At 42.6% G+C, this 16,122-nt stretch carries 18 protein-coding genes and 1 other RNA gene; 5 read left to right on the top strand and 14 right to left on the bottom strand.

All coding sequences use genetic code 11. The features are described from left to right. The first annotated feature begins 107 nt into the window (after positions 1-107). The 3 genes from AAFM34_RS13645 to AAFM34_RS13635 all read left to right on the top strand — a co-directional run bounded on the left by AAFM34_RS13645 (position 108) and on the right by AAFM34_RS13635 (position 2,578). Complete coding sequence (locus AAFM34_RS13645) at positions 108-1,148, top strand: hypothetical protein (protein WP_341663728.1); 1,041 nt, start codon at positions 108-110, stop codon at positions 1,146-1,148. A gap of 316 nt (positions 1,149-1,464) precedes the next feature. Continuing rightward, on the top strand, positions 1,465-1,635 hold the full coding sequence (locus AAFM34_RS13640; RefSeq protein ID WP_341663726.1) for a hypothetical protein: 171 nt from the start codon (positions 1,465-1,467) through the stop codon (positions 1,633-1,635). A gap of 679 nt (positions 1,636-2,314) precedes the next feature. Next, positions 2,315-2,578, top strand: coding sequence for a hypothetical protein (locus tag AAFM34_RS13635; RefSeq protein ID WP_341663724.1), 264 nt, complete (start codon positions 2,315-2,317; stop codon positions 2,576-2,578). A gap of 597 nt (positions 2,579-3,175) precedes the next feature. Here the strand turns inward: AAFM34_RS13635 and AAFM34_RS13630 are convergent. From AAFM34_RS13630 to phnF, 14 genes are all read right to left on the bottom strand, one after another. After that, complete coding sequence (locus tag AAFM34_RS13630; RefSeq protein WP_341663722.1) at positions 3,176-4,033, bottom strand: EamA family transporter; 858 nt, start codon at positions 4,031-4,033, stop codon at positions 3,176-3,178. Between the two features lie 42 nt (positions 4,034-4,075). Beyond that, a complete protein-coding gene (phnP, locus tag AAFM34_RS13625) occupies positions 4,076-4,825 on the bottom strand; it encodes a phosphonate metabolism protein PhnP (RefSeq protein ID WP_341663720.1) in 750 nt (249 codons plus the stop codon). Beyond that, positions 4,822-5,403, bottom strand: a complete 582-nt coding sequence (phnN, locus tag AAFM34_RS13620; protein ID WP_341663718.1) for a phosphonate metabolism protein/1,5-bisphosphokinase (PRPP-forming) PhnN — start codon at positions 5,401-5,403, stop codon at positions 4,822-4,824. The genes phnP and phnN overlap by 4 nt, the downstream gene beginning before the upstream one ends. Continuing rightward, positions 5,396-6,547 (bottom strand): alpha-D-ribose 1-methylphosphonate 5-triphosphate diphosphatase, encoded by a 1,152-nt coding sequence (locus AAFM34_RS13615; RefSeq protein WP_341663716.1) that lies wholly within the window; start codon positions 6,545-6,547, stop codon positions 5,396-5,398. Before AAFM34_RS13615 ends, phnN begins: the two co-directional genes overlap by 8 nt. Before the next feature lie 2 nt (positions 6,548-6,549). Beyond that, positions 6,550-7,290, bottom strand: coding sequence for an ATP-binding cassette domain-containing protein (locus tag AAFM34_RS13610; RefSeq protein WP_341663713.1), 741 nt, complete (start codon positions 7,288-7,290; stop codon positions 6,550-6,552). A 16-nt stretch (positions 7,291-7,306) separates the two neighbouring features. Continuing rightward, complete coding sequence (locus tag AAFM34_RS13605) at positions 7,307-8,137, bottom strand: ATP-binding cassette domain-containing protein (RefSeq protein WP_341663711.1); 831 nt, start codon at positions 8,135-8,137, stop codon at positions 7,307-7,309. Beyond that, positions 8,130-9,023 (bottom strand): alpha-D-ribose 1-methylphosphonate 5-phosphate C-P-lyase PhnJ, encoded by an 894-nt coding sequence (locus tag AAFM34_RS13600; protein ID WP_341663709.1) that lies wholly within the window; start codon positions 9,021-9,023, stop codon positions 8,130-8,132. Before AAFM34_RS13600 ends, AAFM34_RS13605 begins: the two co-directional genes overlap by 8 nt. Then, positions 9,020-10,138 (bottom strand): carbon-phosphorus lyase complex subunit PhnI, encoded by a 1,119-nt coding sequence (locus AAFM34_RS13595; RefSeq protein WP_341663707.1) that lies wholly within the window; start codon positions 10,136-10,138, stop codon positions 9,020-9,022. Before AAFM34_RS13595 ends, AAFM34_RS13600 begins: the two co-directional genes overlap by 4 nt. Continuing rightward, the gene (gene phnH, locus AAFM34_RS13590; protein ID WP_341663705.1) at positions 10,138-10,704 is read right to left on the bottom strand and encodes a phosphonate C-P lyase system protein PhnH; all 567 of its coding nucleotides are present in this window, start codon (positions 10,702-10,704) and stop codon (positions 10,138-10,140) included. Before phnH ends, AAFM34_RS13595 begins: the two co-directional genes overlap by 1 nt. Continuing rightward, positions 10,691-11,203 carry a phosphonate C-P lyase system protein PhnG gene (phnG, locus tag AAFM34_RS13585; RefSeq protein WP_341663703.1) on the bottom strand — a complete coding sequence of 171 codons (513 nt, stop codon included), beginning with the start codon at positions 11,201-11,203 and terminating at the stop codon, positions 10,691-10,693. Before phnG ends, phnH begins: the two co-directional genes overlap by 14 nt. Before the next feature lie 67 nt (positions 11,204-11,270). After that, entirely contained in the window at positions 11,271-12,266 is a 996-nt protein-coding gene (phnE, locus tag AAFM34_RS13580) for a phosphonate ABC transporter, permease protein PhnE (RefSeq protein WP_341663701.1), read from the bottom strand. Next, positions 12,263-13,045: a phosphonate ABC transporter ATP-binding protein gene (gene phnC, locus AAFM34_RS13575; RefSeq protein ID WP_341663699.1), complete on the bottom strand. Its 783-nt coding sequence runs from the start codon at positions 13,043-13,045 to the stop codon at positions 12,263-12,265. Before phnC ends, phnE begins: the two co-directional genes overlap by 4 nt. A gap of 77 nt (positions 13,046-13,122) precedes the next feature. Further along, positions 13,123-14,040, bottom strand: a complete 918-nt coding sequence (locus AAFM34_RS13570) for a phosphate/phosphite/phosphonate ABC transporter substrate-binding protein (protein ID WP_341663697.1) — start codon at positions 14,038-14,040, stop codon at positions 13,123-13,125. A 24-nt stretch (positions 14,041-14,064) separates the two neighbouring features. Further along, entirely contained in the window at positions 14,065-14,796 is a 732-nt protein-coding gene (gene phnF, locus AAFM34_RS13565) for a phosphonate metabolism transcriptional regulator PhnF (protein ID WP_341663695.1), read from the bottom strand. Positions 14,797-15,351: 555 nt separating this feature from the next. Here phnF and AAFM34_RS13560 point away from each other — a divergent pair. Both AAFM34_RS13560 and ssrA read left to right on the top strand, forming a co-directional pair. After that, positions 15,352-15,618 carry a hypothetical protein gene (locus tag AAFM34_RS13560; protein WP_341663693.1) on the top strand — a complete coding sequence of 89 codons (267 nt, stop codon included), beginning with the start codon at positions 15,352-15,354 and terminating at the stop codon, positions 15,616-15,618. Between the two features lie 81 nt (positions 15,619-15,699). After that, positions 15,700-16,053: a transfer-messenger RNA gene (gene ssrA, locus AAFM34_RS13555) on the top strand. Positions 16,054-16,122: the final 69 nt, after the last annotated feature.

The following is a 16,122-nucleotide window of genomic DNA, read 5'->3' as shown; positions in this document are numbered from 1 at the left end:
CTGAAGAGGCCAAGAAATACACCACAAGAATGGACTTCAAAACACACTCAAATGGCGCTTATCAAGCAGCCCACAAAAGAGGTATATTCGAAGAAATATGCTCACACATGCAGCCACTGTGGACCTACGAAAAGCTCAAAGAAGCCGCTGCTCAGTACACTACTAGAATAGAGCTACGAGCCAACAACGGAGCCGCATATAAAGCTGCTTGGAAGCGTGGCATCTTGGATGATGTTTGTTCCCATATGGACAACTTAATCACAAACTGGACTGATGAGATGATTGTAGAGGAGGCGCTCAAATACTCTACACGAGGAGAGTTTGCTGAAAACAGTAATGCATACCAGATAGCAGCTAAACGTGGCATTTTGGATGATGTCTGTGGCCACATGAAACTGCTGATAACTAGGTGGACTGAAGACATGATTATTGAAGAAGCGCTAAAGTATAATTCACGTAGTGAGTTCAAAGATGGTAATAAACTTGCCTACACTTCAGCCCTACGTAGAGGCATCCTCGACAAAGCATGTGCACATATGACCCCCAAGAATAGGCAATGGTCTAACGAAGATATTGCTAAAGAAGCGCTGAAGTACCAGAGGAGAAATGAATTTCAGAAAGCTTCTACTGCCTATGGTATAGCTACAGTAAGAGGTATCCTTGATGAAGTTTGCGCTCACATGGAGTATACCGCAAGAGTCAACTGGACGTCTGAATTACTTGCTGCAGAAGCTAAGAAGTATGCCACTAGAACTGACTTTTATAAGAAGAATAATAACGCCTATTCTTATGCTAGACGGCTGGGAATACTAGATGAAATAACACAACACTTGGGATACAAAGACACTTATAACACTAGGGACGTTGTGTACCTATGGTTTGCAGAAGGAGACATATTCAAGGTAGGTATTACTAGTCAAAATCTTGGAGACCAACGTATCTATGATGTAGCAAAGGATGCTGGATTTGACCCAAAGACAATTATCATGGAAATCGTTGGAACAGTTAGGGCTAAGCAGCTTGAGGGCCAAATCCTCAAGATGGGTAAACCAGTGTCATTCAAACGTAATTTTTCAGGTTCGAGTGAATTCAGACACTTAACTTTTGAAGAGCTTGAAGATGTTATTGAGATAATTAGGGCTGGCTAGAAGCTAGTACCACCTATCACTACAAATACAGCCCCACCAGCAGCATTCACAATAAATGTCTGAAGCTCCTTATGAAGAGCTTCAGATTTCATCTGCAAAGGCATCTTTTGTCTGCATCCATCTGTTTAATCCAGCAATTAACAGCCATTGTTATTCGTTACCCATACTGCAATCACAATGTAACAGAATATCCTTGTAACTTATTGATTAAAATATAAATTAAAAAAACCAAAGAATTCTCTGACAACGAATCACCAATGGACAAGCTTATGCTACAAATGCTTGGAGAGTTTTCATAGTTTGAAAGGTCTATAATTTGAATTATACATCGCGAGGGTATAGCAGCCGCTCAGAGGCGAGGCGTAAGGATTGGAGAAAGCCCGAGTTAACATCTGAACAAGTCTCTGATATCAAGCTGAGGGCTTCTATAGGAGAATATATGGTTAATTTAGCTAAAGATTATGAAGGTAACCATCAGGCCTTATAAACAGGCTTAAAGAACACTTGGTTAGATTCAAAGGAACTGGGATACGATCGAAAAAACTAAGAACAAAACGAAACTAACTTGCAGTAGCTCACCGAAATAGGTTCCCCAAGTAAATTCATCGGCACGCTCGTCCACATTCCACTCCCCTAATCTCAGATATTTATGAAGCCACGAGACCTTCCTGTAATCATAGTAGTGTTGTTCCTCACCGTGAATAACAAACTTCTTGGCTGTTCTTCGCCTAGTTAAATATAGATAAGGCACGATTATTATATAGGCTAACGCAAAAGAAAAAGACATATAGCAGAAGGCATAAACAATTAAAGCTATCATTAGACCGCCAGCGATTGAGTCTAAGTTTTCTAGGGGGTCCTGAAGGTCATTTAAAAGCTGATAAAAAAAATCCATTTCAAACTCCGGTCTAATTTAGGATGGTAAAAGCCCCACCCTTGTTAACGTAATCTTTATCCCAAACCCTGACGGGGCACTAGCCATTTTCTTGTATAAAATAAAGAAACTCAGAATTTTTTACAAAAAATAAGTTCTCTGCCTACGATAAATGACCCTAACTACACTACAAATTATTTATAAACACTCACGAAAAATCAAAGCTCCCATGAACATCCTAGAAGCAACTTACTAACCAGTTATTATGTATAAAAGTATAAAGGAGAAATAAATGGATAAGAAGGATTGGGTTGTGCTTGCTGTATTCTATGGTTTACCAATTCTCATGGTATTAGTAAATGTAGCTGGAGGAAAGGACTCAACTTTCGCAGAAATAATTTACGCCATCTTTATGAGCGGCCTTAGTGCCGGCACATTTATTGGGGTCTACTATGGAATCAAAGAAAAAGGCTACATTATGTCTATCATAGTTGCTACTTCTGGGTATCTATGGATATGGCCTGCAACAATAAAAATTATAGCCAAGATTTTGTGAGCAACAAAGCCAAACACTATAGCTAGTATAGAGGAAGTGCATGGTGCTGAGCATTGTCAATAATCTCAGAAAAATGGTTTTATTTTTTACGTAAATGTAACAGTAAATGTAACAAAATAAACGCTTAACTTATTGATTTACATAATAATCAATCACTTAACAGCCGTGTGTCAGACTGTCCCCCCATCTCCACCAATTGCAGAAGGTCAACCGTTCTCGGTTGGCCTTTTTTTGCCTACCCACCTTATTCCATAAGGCTTTAACAACTTCGTGCTATTTTAATCTCGGACTTTTCAAGACAAATATTCTCTAAATTGGCAATTACTATATGCGTCTCTCCCCCATCTCTCAAGCCCCAAGCCGATGACCAGATAACAGAGAACCATTTAAAACCAATAGCATACTAGCGGGCGAGTCAAAATGGGCCAAGACTTTATCATTTGAGAACAATCCTTTTTCCGGTGCGAGGCAGCCCCATAACTTTTTCAATTACTCAGTTCCCGTTTGGTTTATTTACCTAGGACAAGTCAGCATGGAAGTTCTAAACTGCCTGTTTCATTTTACGCATTTATCCAGGCATTGTTTGTTATCCCACTACTACAAATCAATAACAACCAATGCAATTCCTAGCGATATGACTATTGAACAAAATAATCGCTGAAATGCTGACTCCTTCTCCTTGAATATCAGCACCGATACCAATGTCGCTAACACAATGCCACTGTTACTAATCGCTACTGCCGCAGAGGCTGGCAATTGAACCATTGCTCTTACAACCAACGCATAGGCTACGCCAATAAATAACCCACCTGTAAATATTAAAAACCATTTCGGTTTTTGTTCGGGCACAAAGCTGTCGGTCTTTTTATATTGCTCAAGAGATAGAAAAACAAAGGATGCAAAATAGCCTACTGAAATGTAGCCAAGTTGTGCCCCAAAGGTAGGTAGATAATTAACCGCCACTTTATCACTTACAGAATAAATACTAGTCCCTAGAGCTGCCAACAAAGCCCACTTCAAAGCAGAGGCCGTATGTAAACCACTATCGAACTTGGCGAGCAACCAGAGCCCAAAGATGCTAATAAATATTCCAGAAAAACCCATCAAACTGAGACGATCATCAAATAAAGCCCAAGCCCAAAAAGCGATTAATATTGGCGAACTTCTTGCGATGGGATAGACGAACGACACACTCGCAAAATGGTAGGCACGACGAAGGGCAAAGAAGTAGAATACATTTGTAATTACAGAAAATAGCAATGCCAAAATTAGCTCATCATTCCAGCGTGCTTCAATGACCAATTGAGATATTGACCAAGGAGCGAATATGAGCGTATGAGCTAATAATCCCCACCATAAAAAGTTTGCACGCTTGTCTGTAAAACGAGTCATAACGTTCCAAGCAACATGCATGAAAACGGAAAGCGCTAGCAAAACTAGCGCATTATTGACCATTAACCTGCCCTGTAACAAATACGCTCAATCTCAAAGTGTTATTCATAGCTCAATAACCATGGCGTCATTTCCTACAATCACATTTTCCGGTAACTGATTTTTATTATCTTGAAACCAGTTGTCGAGATGATGAGTAATGTGCGTCAGCACCGTTTTTTTAGGGCAAATTGAGTCGTGAATAGCAAGCGTATCGTTAAGGTTGTTATGATTTTTGTTTTGGACGGTTGGAGGATAACTGGTATCAATGATCAAGCAGTCAAGACCAATAAACTTTAGACAATCTGTGACTTTGGGTGGGAGACCTTTGGTATCTGTGAGATACGCTAGAGAGGTGCCAGCATATTTAAACAAATAACCAAAAGTAAGCTTCGAGTGAATCAATGGCAACGCAATCACTTCTAGATCGTTCAGTTCTATTCTGCCAAATTTCTTAAGCTGCCTGAATTCTAGTAATCCCGGATGTTTATAGAGATCAGCACACCCCTCTTTGTCAGGAGGACAATATACTGGAATCTTAGGTTCTTGACCCCAGCGAATGTGAAACAAACCCTGAACATGGTCGGGGTGAAAATGGGTCAGGAAGATTCCATTGAGAAAAGAGGAATCGAAACGCTCCCCAATATTCATGATCCCCGCATCAATTAAGTAGGCCGCCCCATCTACTTCTATTAACGCACAAGCTGGTTGTCTCTTAAATGAAGACATAGTCTTGGCCTTAAGGCAGACTGGACATCGACATCCAAACAAGGGAACCCCCCCAGCGGCACCCGTCCCCAAAAGCGTCACTTTCATTGATAGGCCTGCTGTTGAATGCAATTTTTTTCTTCAACAATAAGATCAAATAAGTGTTTGCCAGCCTCTTCTAAAGAGCCATTATTTTCTACTCTGAGAATATCATTTTGTGACACAAAATAACTTTCGTCTTGCTTAGCTTTTGCAAGCCTTTGCTCGATCTCATCATCAGACTCCCTGCCTCGTAATAACAAACGATTTCTTAACACGTCTGAATCGACATATACTAAAATAGGGCATAAATTCTCGAAACGATTTCTCGCTTCTGATAAATAAGACCGAGAGCCGTTAACCACAACATTTATGTCCCGACCTAGCCATCCTTCAATTTCTAGGCCGATGCCATAGTAGTTGCCATGGCTCTGCCAATCCATTGAAAATAAGCCCGCCTCTTGTCGATGAAGAAACTCTTTTTCTGATAACGCAACATGGTTCTCTCCACCAGCATTGGCATCCCGCGTAATATATCGATGTGCGAAAGCAATGCCGTCTTCGGGCTTAAAATGCTTGCGAAGATAATTTATCAGTGCGTCTTTCCCCGCACCGGAGGGGCCAATAATATAAAACAGCTTAGCCATGATCATATTGAACCTGAAATACTAAGTCTCCGGCACTCCATGTTCTGGATATTTGAGGAAGACCACCAGGCAAGCTAACAGCAACAAGGTCAGCTCGCTTACCTACCGCAATTTCTCCTCTGTCAGATAATCTTGCAGCTTTTGCAGGATTCAAAGTCACTAGTTTTATGGCATCCACCAAGGACATATCGATTAGTTGAGGAATCTTGAATATCGCTACGATAAGCGCTGCAGGGGAGTAATCAGCACAAAGGCAGTCTGCTACGCCATTTTCTATAGCCTCAATAGCTTTCATAGAACCAGACTGACTTTTCCCTCGCAATATATTGGGAGCGCCGAAAACCGTCGACATATTAGCAGCTTTGGCGGCCTTAGCAGCCTCTAAGTTGATCGGAAATTCGGAGATATCAGCGCCAATCTCACTCATTGTCGCAACACGTTCAACAGAATCATCATCATGACTCGCCACTGATATATTACGTTGATGTGCTAAAGCACTAAGCTCTTTCATTCGTTCAAACGCTCCGGACGCGGAAGCTGCTTTACGCGTGACAATATCGTCGATTTCTTCATCTGTTTTTTTATACATACGACTCAAGTAGTTTTTATAGGCCGCCATATCCTTAAACTGACCTTGACCGGGTGTATGATCCATCATGGAAATCATATGCATTAAGTCGTCTTCTAACAAATTTTTCAGAATTGGTACTCCCGTCTCATCGGTAATTTCATACCTGCAGTGGACACGGTTATCGACCAGAGCATGCGGTTGCCATTTATGTACTGCTCTCGCTACTTCTCCGGCAAAATCGTTATTGCGCACACCCAGCTCTTCGTGAGCGAATGATAGTGCGTGATAAACTGTAGTGATTCCCGCTGCTGCATTGCGCTTATCCGCTTGCGCACAAGCAAAATCAAGCGGAAAATGAACGTTTGGCCTGGGTTCTACCTCTTTTTCGAGGGCGTCACAGTGAATATCGATCATGCCCGGCATCAAGAGGTCTCCGCGTAAATCAATTACTTCATTTGCGTGGGAAATATCTGAGTTAATTGAGCGAATGAATCCATCTTCAATAAATAAGTTCGATTCTTCTAAAATTGTATCTCGCAACACAATCGTTGCATTTTTAATAAATATCTTCATGCTTAGGCCGTCTCTAATAATTGGTCAACTGATTGTGGTATTTGAAGTTCGACAACGTGCTCTGCCATTTTCTCTACCAGCGTTGGGTCATGAAAAATGGCGAGCATCGCTACACCTTCTTCTTTTAGTTTTTTTAGCTCTCTTAATACCACTTCAGTAGTTATGGGATCTAAACTCGATGTCGGTTCATCGAGTAATAACAAGCGGGGGTTGGCGACTAAACTTCTCGCTAGATTTACGCGCTGTTTCTCGCCACCGGAAAAATTCGCGGGCGAGAGACTCCACAATCGTTCGGGAAGATTCAGGCGAGACAGCATGTCACGGGCCTTTTCGAGCGCTTCTTGCAAACTTGTACCGCGTTTCAAAAGAGACTGAGCAACAAGAAATTCACTTGGTTTTCGCGGCAAGATGTGTAAGAACTGAGTCACAAAGCTAATTTCTTCTTTCCTTAGTTGTAATATATGATGCTCATCCGCATGCGCTAGGTCATATTCACGACCATTCTCCGCTTGATACAACACTCTGCCACAAGTTGGTAAATAGGTCCGATATATACCTTTTAGTACGCTAGATTTTCCTGAACCCGTAGGGCCTATCAGTGCGGTCAGCTGTCCCTGATAAACCGATAGTTCAACATTTTGTGAGGAGGGAATAATTTTACCCTGCTCGTAAAGTACAAACTGCTTTGCGTATTGTTGAACCCGAAGCACGCGGTCATTAGCTGTGTTGATGTGGTTGTTCATAAGATGGAAACTCCTTTTATAACGCAGACGCAACAAGCCGTTGGGTGTATGGATGCTGAGGGTCTTCAAGAATCTGGTCCGTTAAGCCCGATTCAATTACCCGGCCATATTTCATAACAAGGGTGCGACCAGCCAACAAACGGATCACTCCGAGGTCATGCGTAACTACGATCATGGCCGTTTCTATCTCTTGTTGGATTTCCATAATTAAATCAAGAATAGCTGCCTGCACTGACAAATCGAGCCCGGTTGTTACTTCATCAAGAAACAGTAATGGTGGGTAAGTCGACAAGGCTTTGGCTATTTGTACGCGTTGTTGCATGCCTCCCGAGAAAGTTTTTGGCAAGGCATCTATTCTTGCGGTTGGCACTTCTGTTCTGTGCAAAAGAGAGGTGGCTCGTTTTCTTATATCACTGAAATTGCTAACACTAGACATCAGCAATCGCTCTGCGATGTTCCCTCCAGCTGAAATATCGAAGTTCAACCCTAAATACGGATTCTGATAAACCATACCGAAACATCGGCTGGCTAATTGTCTTTGCTGGGCGGCGTTTAAAGTAAACAAATCATGTTGTTTACCCTCATCATAAAAGATTGCACTGCCCGACGTGGGTTCTTCATCAAAATACAAGCTCTTCACTGAAGTCGACTTCCCAGAACCTGACTCCCCCATAATCCCAAGAATCTCTCCCTTGTATAGATCAAAAGAAACATCATGTGCTGCCACGACGCTGCCGCAACTAGGGCAAATATTTGTATCAGCTTCGGGGCCTGTTAGCTCAAAACAATCGGCACACCCTTTACCATAAACTTTTGACAAGTTTCTGACTTCTAATACCTTATCCATTTAAAGCTTCCTCAGGATTTAGTTTATTTTCAGACAGGGCTTTCTTTTTAAATGTTTCACAGTAATCACTGTCAGAGCATTGATAGACTTTCTCGCCATTTGTTGAGTCAACAAATTCGTCTAGAAAGCTGGAGGTCGAACCACATTTTTTACAAGCTCGACGTTTACCCTTCTGATCATCAAAATCTTCAACCCTGAATGGCACATCGTCGAAAGCTAATGGATCTGCATCCGTGAAGGGGGGTACCGCATAGATTTTCTTTTCCCGTCCAGCACCCAACAGGATTAAAGCCTTTGACTGATGCATTTTCGGCACGTCCCAACGAGGTATAGGCGATGGGTCAATAACGTAGCAATCATTTATGCGCGTTGGATAACGGTGTGATATCGTTATTTCTTGGTACTTTATAAGGTCTTCATAAAGCTTTACGAGCAAACGAGAATAATCACCTTCACCATGCATTTGCTTGCGCTTATCTTCCGAGGGCTCAACGATAACCAATGGATCGGGATAGGGAACTTGAAGGACAATGATCTGGTCTTCTCGCAATTCCTTTTCAGGAATACGGTGACGCGACTGAATTATGTTAGCATCTTCAGTGCAAGTAGTCGTATTGATACCCGGGCACGTCATTTCGATAAATTCTCGAAGGTTCACAGCATTTACCGAGTCATCAGATCCTTGATCTATAACCTTGAGCGTGTCATCTTTGCCAATCAGAGAAAGTGTCAACTGCAAACCACCAGTACCAAACCCGCGTCCCATTGGCATTTCTCGGCTTGAATAAGGCACCTGGTACCCTGGTATCGCGACTGCTTTTAATGTACACCGCCTAACTTCCTTTTTTGCGAATTCATCTAAGAATCCAAAATTGTATTGACTCATGATTCGGTTGCCTCTTGGTGTTTGTTTTGAGTCGCACGCAAGCGATCCATATCTGATTGAAATGTGACGTAGTGAGGCATTTTGTAGTGTGAGCAGAATCCCATGGAGTCCACACCATCGACGTGTAATAAAACGAACTCGGGGTCTTCTGAAGGATTAGACGGCCCGTCTCTCATGCCTTTTTGTAACGCACGATCCAATATTGCCATGCTGATGGCTTTGACCTCATTGTGACCAAAGCAAGCCCCGTAGCCTAAAGTAAACATGGCCTTTGAATTATGTTGCTGCGTATCTTCTTCATCTTCATACATGGCGACAACTTCACACTCTGTTATCTCTATCTCACCAATTTCCGTGAGTTCATTGGTAATCGGATGTGGAAGCATGACGGGGACATAGCCCACTCTCAATTCAGCAACGGTTGGGTGAATATCCCCATAGCCTCGCATGTTTGAATACGCCATGCCGAGCAAGGAACCTTGTTCAGCACGTGCCATTGTTGCTAGTGCAGCTGATCTTGGCACTGGAAAAACGAGTGGTTCACGAGTAATGTCAAAGGGTTCCGCCAAACTGTTCAATTCTGGCTCTGGTGGAAGCAACCCCTGCTTTCTTAGTTCATCCAACACCTTCGGAAATGTATCCGGAATTTGTGTTTCATTAGTATTAGATAACCACTTTTTCGCAATGGATTGGAATACTTCTGGTGACTCATCGAGCATTTCCATTCGCATCAACCTAAGTTGATAATCAGTTGTTGCACCCAACATTTGTCCCTTTGGAATATCTTTGAAGGCAGCAGATATGCGTCGAGTGATCCGCATTTTGCCGGTATCCATTAGTGGTGTTTCAACGAGACGCGGTACGGTCGACCGAAAAGCTCTTAGGGCAAAAGAAGCTTCAAGCGTATCGCCATGAAATTGCTTGATTGCTAGCGCTGCTAATTCTGGGTGATAAACGCCGCCCTCAGAGATAACTCTACTGTGCAATAGTCTTAATTGATTTTGAATAGTGTCTGCATCAATAGGACCAACACCTTCACGTGTTCTTAAATACTCAAACGCCCCTTCTGCGCCTCTTAGTGCTTGAGCACCGCCTTTGACTGCAACATACGCCATTAGATCACCTCCACGCGAGTAGTTCGCGGTAATGCTATAAAGCTGTCTCGATCACACAAAAGAATATCAACACCGATTGGAAAGCTTGAGCACCACTCGCTTCTACGCTCCAACCAAGATTCACTCAATCCACAAATCTGTACTTTTGCTGAGCCATTCACACCAGGGCCAGTCAGTTGAAGTGCCTGGTCACCTTCACCAATCTTGGAAACACATATGATTAAGGTTGCGGAATCTTCTGGGTTAGCTAATGAGCCGAGCTTTGGGCCCTCATCGATAGCCCTTTCACCAGTAGCAACAATAAAATTCGCCTTTATGACTTCAGTATTTGAAGCTTGTAGCATCTTCCAGTCGCTTTCCTTTAATAGAAATTCCGGATCTGATATTGATACTTGCGAGTCTGTCAGTGTCGCAAGTAAGGGTAGAAATCCATAAGTAGGTTTATATTGATCAGGCACTCCATGTAATATTTCATTTTGAGTGCCGGGCCGAGACATCGCATTAAGCAAATGACGGTAATTTCGCTGCTGTAATTGTGGCAGCCACAACGAATCAACTTGCAACATTTTGCATAACCTCCGCCACATTGCTTATTTTGTTTGGGTCTACCGCATCCTCGAGCAAAGAGAAATCAACACGAGTACTCGCAAGAATTTTTCTACGGGCTATCTCCTTTTCTTCAAATAAATGCAGTCCTTGTGTTAATAACGCTTCGATCTCATGAAAACCATCCAGCTCCTCAGCCAAAACCGCATCGCAAATCGCTAGCACCTCGGCATACTCAACATCATCATGCATAACATTTGCTGCACCTTGAACCACCCTCCCATCAGGGGTAGATATTTCAATCCAAACGCAGGAAAGTGGGAACTCACCCAAGAAGAAAGGCTCTGACATTGTGCTCTCTTTCAGTTTCAAAGCGCCTAGACCAGATTGAGGCGGAGAGACTGGTTTAATAAACCAATCTTTTGCTAGATTTTGAACTTGTTCGACTAATTCCAATCGTTTTATTTGACTTAGTGCCTTAATCCACTGTGACCGTGGCAATTCAACTTTCTTGCTCATTTTCAAAATCTCTTATAGATGTCTAGACATCATAAAATTCAAATTTTTTAACTGCTTAATAGGGCGGCTAAAGTGTTTTCATTCGGAGTTTCTGCGATCCGTATTCGAGGGCTAGTACCGTGATAAATACTACAAATAAAATCGTTGATACATGGCCATAATCGAAAAGATCCCAACGCCCTTTGAGCTCCATACCAATACCTCCTGCTCCAACAATACCGAGTACCGTAGCTGTGCGAATATTCCTTTCGAAAATATACTGAACGTAGGCAATCCAGGCCGGTAAAACATGTGGGAAAACGGCGTATCTCAAAACTTTGAGACTACTTGCACCGGCTGATTTAAGCGCTAATTGAGGCCCAGTAGGAGCATTCTCTATTTCGTCCGCAAAAAATTTACCTAGTACACCGCTTGTGTGGATTGCGAGAGCGAGAACACCAGCGATCGGCCCAAATCCATACATAAGAACAAGAAATAACGCGAGAATGAGTTCTGGCATCGCTCTATGAAAACTCAACCAAAAGCGAGAAACTATGTATACCAGTCGATGGGGGGCATAATTTTTAGCCGCCAACACGCCAAGTGGCAAAGAAATCATGAGTGAGATCAACGTACCCCAGAATCCCATTTCTATGGTTTCCCACATTTTAATGATGACTTTCTTCAAATAACCTACTGGATCGACCAAGTATGCAGTTTTTTCAACCGTCCATTTGCCCTCTAATGCATCGTACTCCTTCAATTCACCTGCCTCAATGTAGGAAAACCAAGGTAAATCTTCTAGATCAAAATCATCAATTCGAGCAACTTCAATTCGCTCAGATATTTGAAAAGGGAATGCTTTACTGGCAAAACGAACCACACCATCGAGAACTTGAGAATCACCAATTCCCACGGTTGACAAAACAGCTTTGGATGTTTCAATTGCTGCTTTGTCCATTTCAGTGTTATGAGCAGAAATCGATAAAATGACAAATGCAATAAATGTTAAAAAGACTCGTTTAGGCGTTATCGCATGATAGACAGGCCACTCTCGCCAATGATTGTGTTTTGCGTCTATCATGCTGCCACCTCATTCAGTCTCGCACACTCAGCTTCCTTTCCCTCTTTTTGGGTGAATGTATAAATGGCCTGTTGCATTTGGCTGTCTAATGCGTCAGGGGCTCCGTCAAAAAACACTTTTCCAGAACGTAACGCAACAATCCTATCTGCGAATTCCAACGCGTAATCTAATTGGTGTAATGTGCATACTACCGTAGCATCATGTTGCTTGGCCGCAGTCTTTAAACTATTCAATACACTGCGACTCATTGCAGGATCAAGACTGGCAACAGGCTCGTCTGCCAAAACAACCTTGGGATTAGAAACAAAAGCTCTAGCTATTGCGACTCGTTGCTGTTGACCGCCCGAGAGCTCTGATGCTCTGCGCATTAAATGTTTTTCTTCCAAACCTACTTCATTGAGTAAGGCAAAAGCTTTTAGTTGATCTTCTTTTGGGAAAGATTTTATGAAGCTACGCCAAAACCCACGCTCGGGTAGTAAACCACTTAACACATTGTGTAGAACAGATAGACGAGGAATGAGATGGAGCTGTTGATGAATCATACCAACTTGACGCTGAAATTGACGCAGATTGCTTCGAGTAATGACTTCATCATCAAACGAAACCTTTCCCGATGTTGGTTCGACCATACCATTAATCATGTTCATTAGCGTTGATTTGCCAGCACCAGAAGGTCCTAGTAAAACGCAAAACTCACCTTGGGGTATTTGCAGTGAAACATTGTTCACCGCTATTGTGCCGTCATCATATCGGCGGCTAACTGACTCGAATACCAGCATTTTTATCACCTCTAAACCATCAATTTAAACAAGGGTGTTCTGTCCATGAACACCTTCCATTTTTAACCAAAGTGTGATTAACGTTGGCCTGCTTTATCAATCATTGCTTCCTTGACTTGCTTGGTCACAGCACCTAGTTTGGAGAGAGCATCAAAGATTTTTTGCTCATCAAATTCAGCGTCGTAACGGTCAACTTTCTTGCCGCCGTATCCACGAATTTTGCTTGGATCAATCTTGGTGTGAATCGTATTAAAGGCTTCTTTAAGCTTCGCCTTTAGGGAACTATCCAACCCCTTGTTCATCGCCAAAGGTGGATTAGGAATAGGCTGAGACTTAGCGAGAGGCTTGAACTTGTCTGGATCGATAGCGCCTTTTTGAACTGCTTTACCAAAAGAGTTATAAGAAGCTGCTGCTGCATCTACTTTACCTTCTGCAAGTGCTGCCAATGAAGCCGAGTGAGAACCAGCAACAATAATTTTGTTAAGATCCTTTACAGGATCAACGCCTGCTGCAATGATCATGGCAACAGGAAAATTAAAGGATGAAGTTGAGCTGGTGCTACCGAAGGCCACACTGTGTCCTTTTAGGTCAGATATTTCGTTGATGCCATTACCTTTCTTAACGAATATACCTGAGTAGTATGAAGATTCGCCTTTCAAGACATCGACTGCCAACAAATCAACTCCGCAACGATTATTTGCTTCCCCATAAGTTGAAGCGCCAAACCAAGCTATATCAGCGTGATCGTTACACATACCCTCAACTACGGCCGCGTAGCTATTGCCTGCTTTTATATCAAAGTGAATACCATAGTGCTTTGTAATTCCGTCAAATACAGGCTTGTAATCTTGAGTAATATCATTCGTACCCGTGTCTGCCGGCACCATTAGAACTCTTAATGGATTGCTTTTTGAGCCGTCTGGAAAGTCGGCCAGAACAGCACCAGAAATTGTTAAAGCGGCCATACCGGCTGCAAAGAAGGTTTTGATTTTCATAGTAAGTATCCTATTAGTTGATATTTAAAAATTGAAAGTTAATTCAGTAGTCCCGCCACGAAAACGCGTTATTGCGTATTCGATCGGTCTACCGGTAGTAATTTCTACATTGACGCTTTTGGACTTAAGCACTGGTTCACTCTTTGGCATTAAAAGCTGAGTAGCATCCTCAAAAGTTGGCAAAGCGGTACTAACCAGGCTTTCTTTTCGCTCCAATTTTATAGAAAGATTTTTCTTCAAAAAGCTATGCAGCGACCCGCCTCGAAATTCATCCAAGACAAGTGAGAAATCATCAAGGCATAAGAAATGACTTATTAAGCAAAAAGGTTTTTTCTCGACGATGCGCAAAGTTTCGAGATGTATGATTTGAGCCCCAGAACCTATTCCCAATTTTTTTGCTGTAGCATCATTGGCAATCATTACTTTCTTCGAAAGGAGCTTGCTTTCTGTCTCAAGTCCTAAAAAATCAAATGCTTCAGTAAATCTGGATTGTGCATTTATTGAATAGTTATGAGCCTTTTCTAGCACAATGATGCCAACACCATGACGCCGTTCAACGAAACCCTTACTTACCAGCTCATCCACACCGCGTCTAAGTGTGTGTCGATTTACCCCCAATCGCTTTGATAACTCAATCTCAGACGGAAGGATATCGCCAGGTAGGTAGTTGTCAGAAACCTCTTTCCTCAACCAAAGGGCAATTTGACGGTATACAGGGACGGAACCTTCACCTCTGCTAATTGCGTATACATACATCTAGATAACTCCATAAATTTCTATAAAATATAATGTGTAAATACTTCAGTTCAATTACACTCAAATGACATTTTGATGACATAACAACTAATACGTTTAGAAATACTTACCGATAACAAGTTAACTTGGAGCCAAAAGTCACACACTTGGGAATATATTTGGAAAGGATGAGAATTGTGTTCTTGAGCACGTGTCAGAGACGCCAGTGAATCACCCCGAGGGCTGGACTTCCTCTTCGATAAGCACCGCATTAACGTAGCTATATCGAGAGCACAATCACTGACAGTAGTCGTAGCCAATCCCAATATCGGCAAAACACCGGTAAGCCGGGTCGACCAGCTCAAGTTGGTAAATCTGTTTAATGCAGTCACTAAGAACTAATGTTTTCTTTGACAGACTCAGAGGTCGACTGCCTCAAGCAGTTGGCTTCATAGGCCTCAATATCTTTCTCCCGATACATAACGCGCCCCTGTAGGAACACCACCAAAAGACATTCGTATTGACTCATTAAAACACAGTGGCAACTTAGGCCTGCCGAACTCAGAGGCCGTAAAAATGGCAGCCCATCATCTGAACGAGGGACTAAATAACTTTCATGATCTAGTTAGTGAAGCTGAACTATTAAACAACATAACCAAAGGCTCGCTAGACTCCCAACTGGGCTTGAATAGCTACATACATGGCCAAACCTTAGACAAATTCATAGAACTGTGCCACAAGCGAATCAGAGACCTAAGGGACAGGTATGGGGCTGCTATGTATGCCATAGAAGCTGAATTTAACGACAGAGGAGCAATTCATCATGACATTCCAAACACGTGAAACCATCATTTGCTCCGAACTAGGCACTGAAGCAACGCCCCTGCCTTGGACAAATAAATACTGCTATACTAGCCCCACTTTGGGGATGACTGGATTCGACGCCGGTTACAAACCCTGCGGTGCATGTCGAGAGCGCTTGGTATCTCGTAAATAAAACCTTGCAATATATAGTCGCAAACGACGAAAACTACGCACTAGCGGCCTAAATCCCGCTTACACTGAGCACCAGATGCCTGTAAATGGTTGCAAAGTGGCACGCAGAACAGGATCGTGTGGCACCCTCTCTCGGGGGTAAAGCATTAAAACTTAATCGAGATCGCCCTAGGCACCCTGACTTTCGGGTCGCTGCGGGTTAAATTAATAGAAAGAGCTAAACATGTAGAGCCAATGGCAGAGGACTGACGGACGGGGGTTCGACTCCCCCCATCTCCACCAAATCTAAAAAGCCCAATCTAAAAAGCCCAATCTAACAATACAGATTGGGCTTTTTATTCCTATTAGACT

Source organism: Vibrio sp. (genome assembly GCF_038138445.1).
Classification (GTDB): Bacteria; Pseudomonadota; Gammaproteobacteria; order Enterobacterales; family Vibrionaceae; genus Vibrio.
The sequence above is the reverse complement of the archived record's forward strand: the minus strand, read 5'-3'. Positions and strand labels throughout refer to the sequence as shown.

Bases quoted from the DNA above. Each gene is read 5' to 3' on its own strand.
- AAFM34_RS13630 (WP_341663722.1), bottom strand. From the start codon at position 4,033: ATGGTCAATAATGCGCTAGTTTTGCTAGCGCTTTCCGTTTTCATGCAT.
- phnP (WP_341663720.1), bottom strand. From the start codon at position 4,825: ATGAAAGTGACGCTTTTGGGGACGGGTGCCGCTGGGGGGGTTCCCTTG.
- phnG (WP_341663703.1), bottom strand. From the start codon at position 11,203: ATGAGCAAGAAAGTTGAATTGCCACGGTCACAGTGGATTAAGGCACTA.
- AAFM34_RS13615 (WP_341663716.1), bottom strand. From the start codon at position 6,547: ATGAAGATATTTATTAAAAATGCAACGATTGTGTTGCGAGATACAATT.
- phnC (WP_341663699.1), bottom strand. From the start codon at position 13,045: ATGCTGGTATTCGAGTCAGTTAGCCGCCGATATGATGACGGCACAATA.
- phnE (WP_341663701.1), bottom strand. From the start codon at position 12,266: ATGATAGACGCAAAACACAATCATTGGCGAGAGTGGCCTGTCTATCAT.
- phnH (WP_341663705.1), bottom strand. From the start codon at position 10,704: ATGTTGCAAGTTGATTCGTTGTGGCTGCCACAATTACAGCAGCGAAAT.
- AAFM34_RS13645 (WP_341663728.1), top strand. From the start codon at position 108: ATGCAGCCACTGTGGACCTACGAAAAGCTCAAAGAAGCCGCTGCTCAG.
- AAFM34_RS13610 (WP_341663713.1), bottom strand. From the start codon at position 7,290: ATGAACAACCACATCAACACAGCTAATGACCGCGTGCTTCGGGTTCAA.
- AAFM34_RS13595 (WP_341663707.1), bottom strand. From the start codon at position 10,138: ATGGCGTATGTTGCAGTCAAAGGCGGTGCTCAAGCACTAAGAGGCGCA.
- phnN (WP_341663718.1), bottom strand. From the start codon at position 5,403: ATGGCTAAGCTGTTTTATATTATTGGCCCCTCCGGTGCGGGGAAAGAC.
- phnF (WP_341663695.1), bottom strand. From the start codon at position 14,796: ATGTATGTATACGCAATTAGCAGAGGTGAAGGTTCCGTCCCTGTATAC.
- AAFM34_RS13570 (WP_341663697.1), bottom strand. From the start codon at position 14,040: ATGAAAATCAAAACCTTCTTTGCAGCCGGTATGGCCGCTTTAACAATT.
- AAFM34_RS13600 (WP_341663709.1), bottom strand. From the start codon at position 9,023: ATGAGTCAATACAATTTTGGATTCTTAGATGAATTCGCAAAAAAGGAA.
- AAFM34_RS13560 (WP_341663693.1), top strand. From the start codon at position 15,352: ATGGCAGCCCATCATCTGAACGAGGGACTAAATAACTTTCATGATCTA.
- AAFM34_RS13605 (WP_341663711.1), bottom strand. From the start codon at position 8,137: ATGGATAAGGTATTAGAAGTCAGAAACTTGTCAAAAGTTTATGGTAAA.
- AAFM34_RS13635 (WP_341663724.1), top strand. From the start codon at position 2,315: ATGGATAAGAAGGATTGGGTTGTGCTTGCTGTATTCTATGGTTTACCA.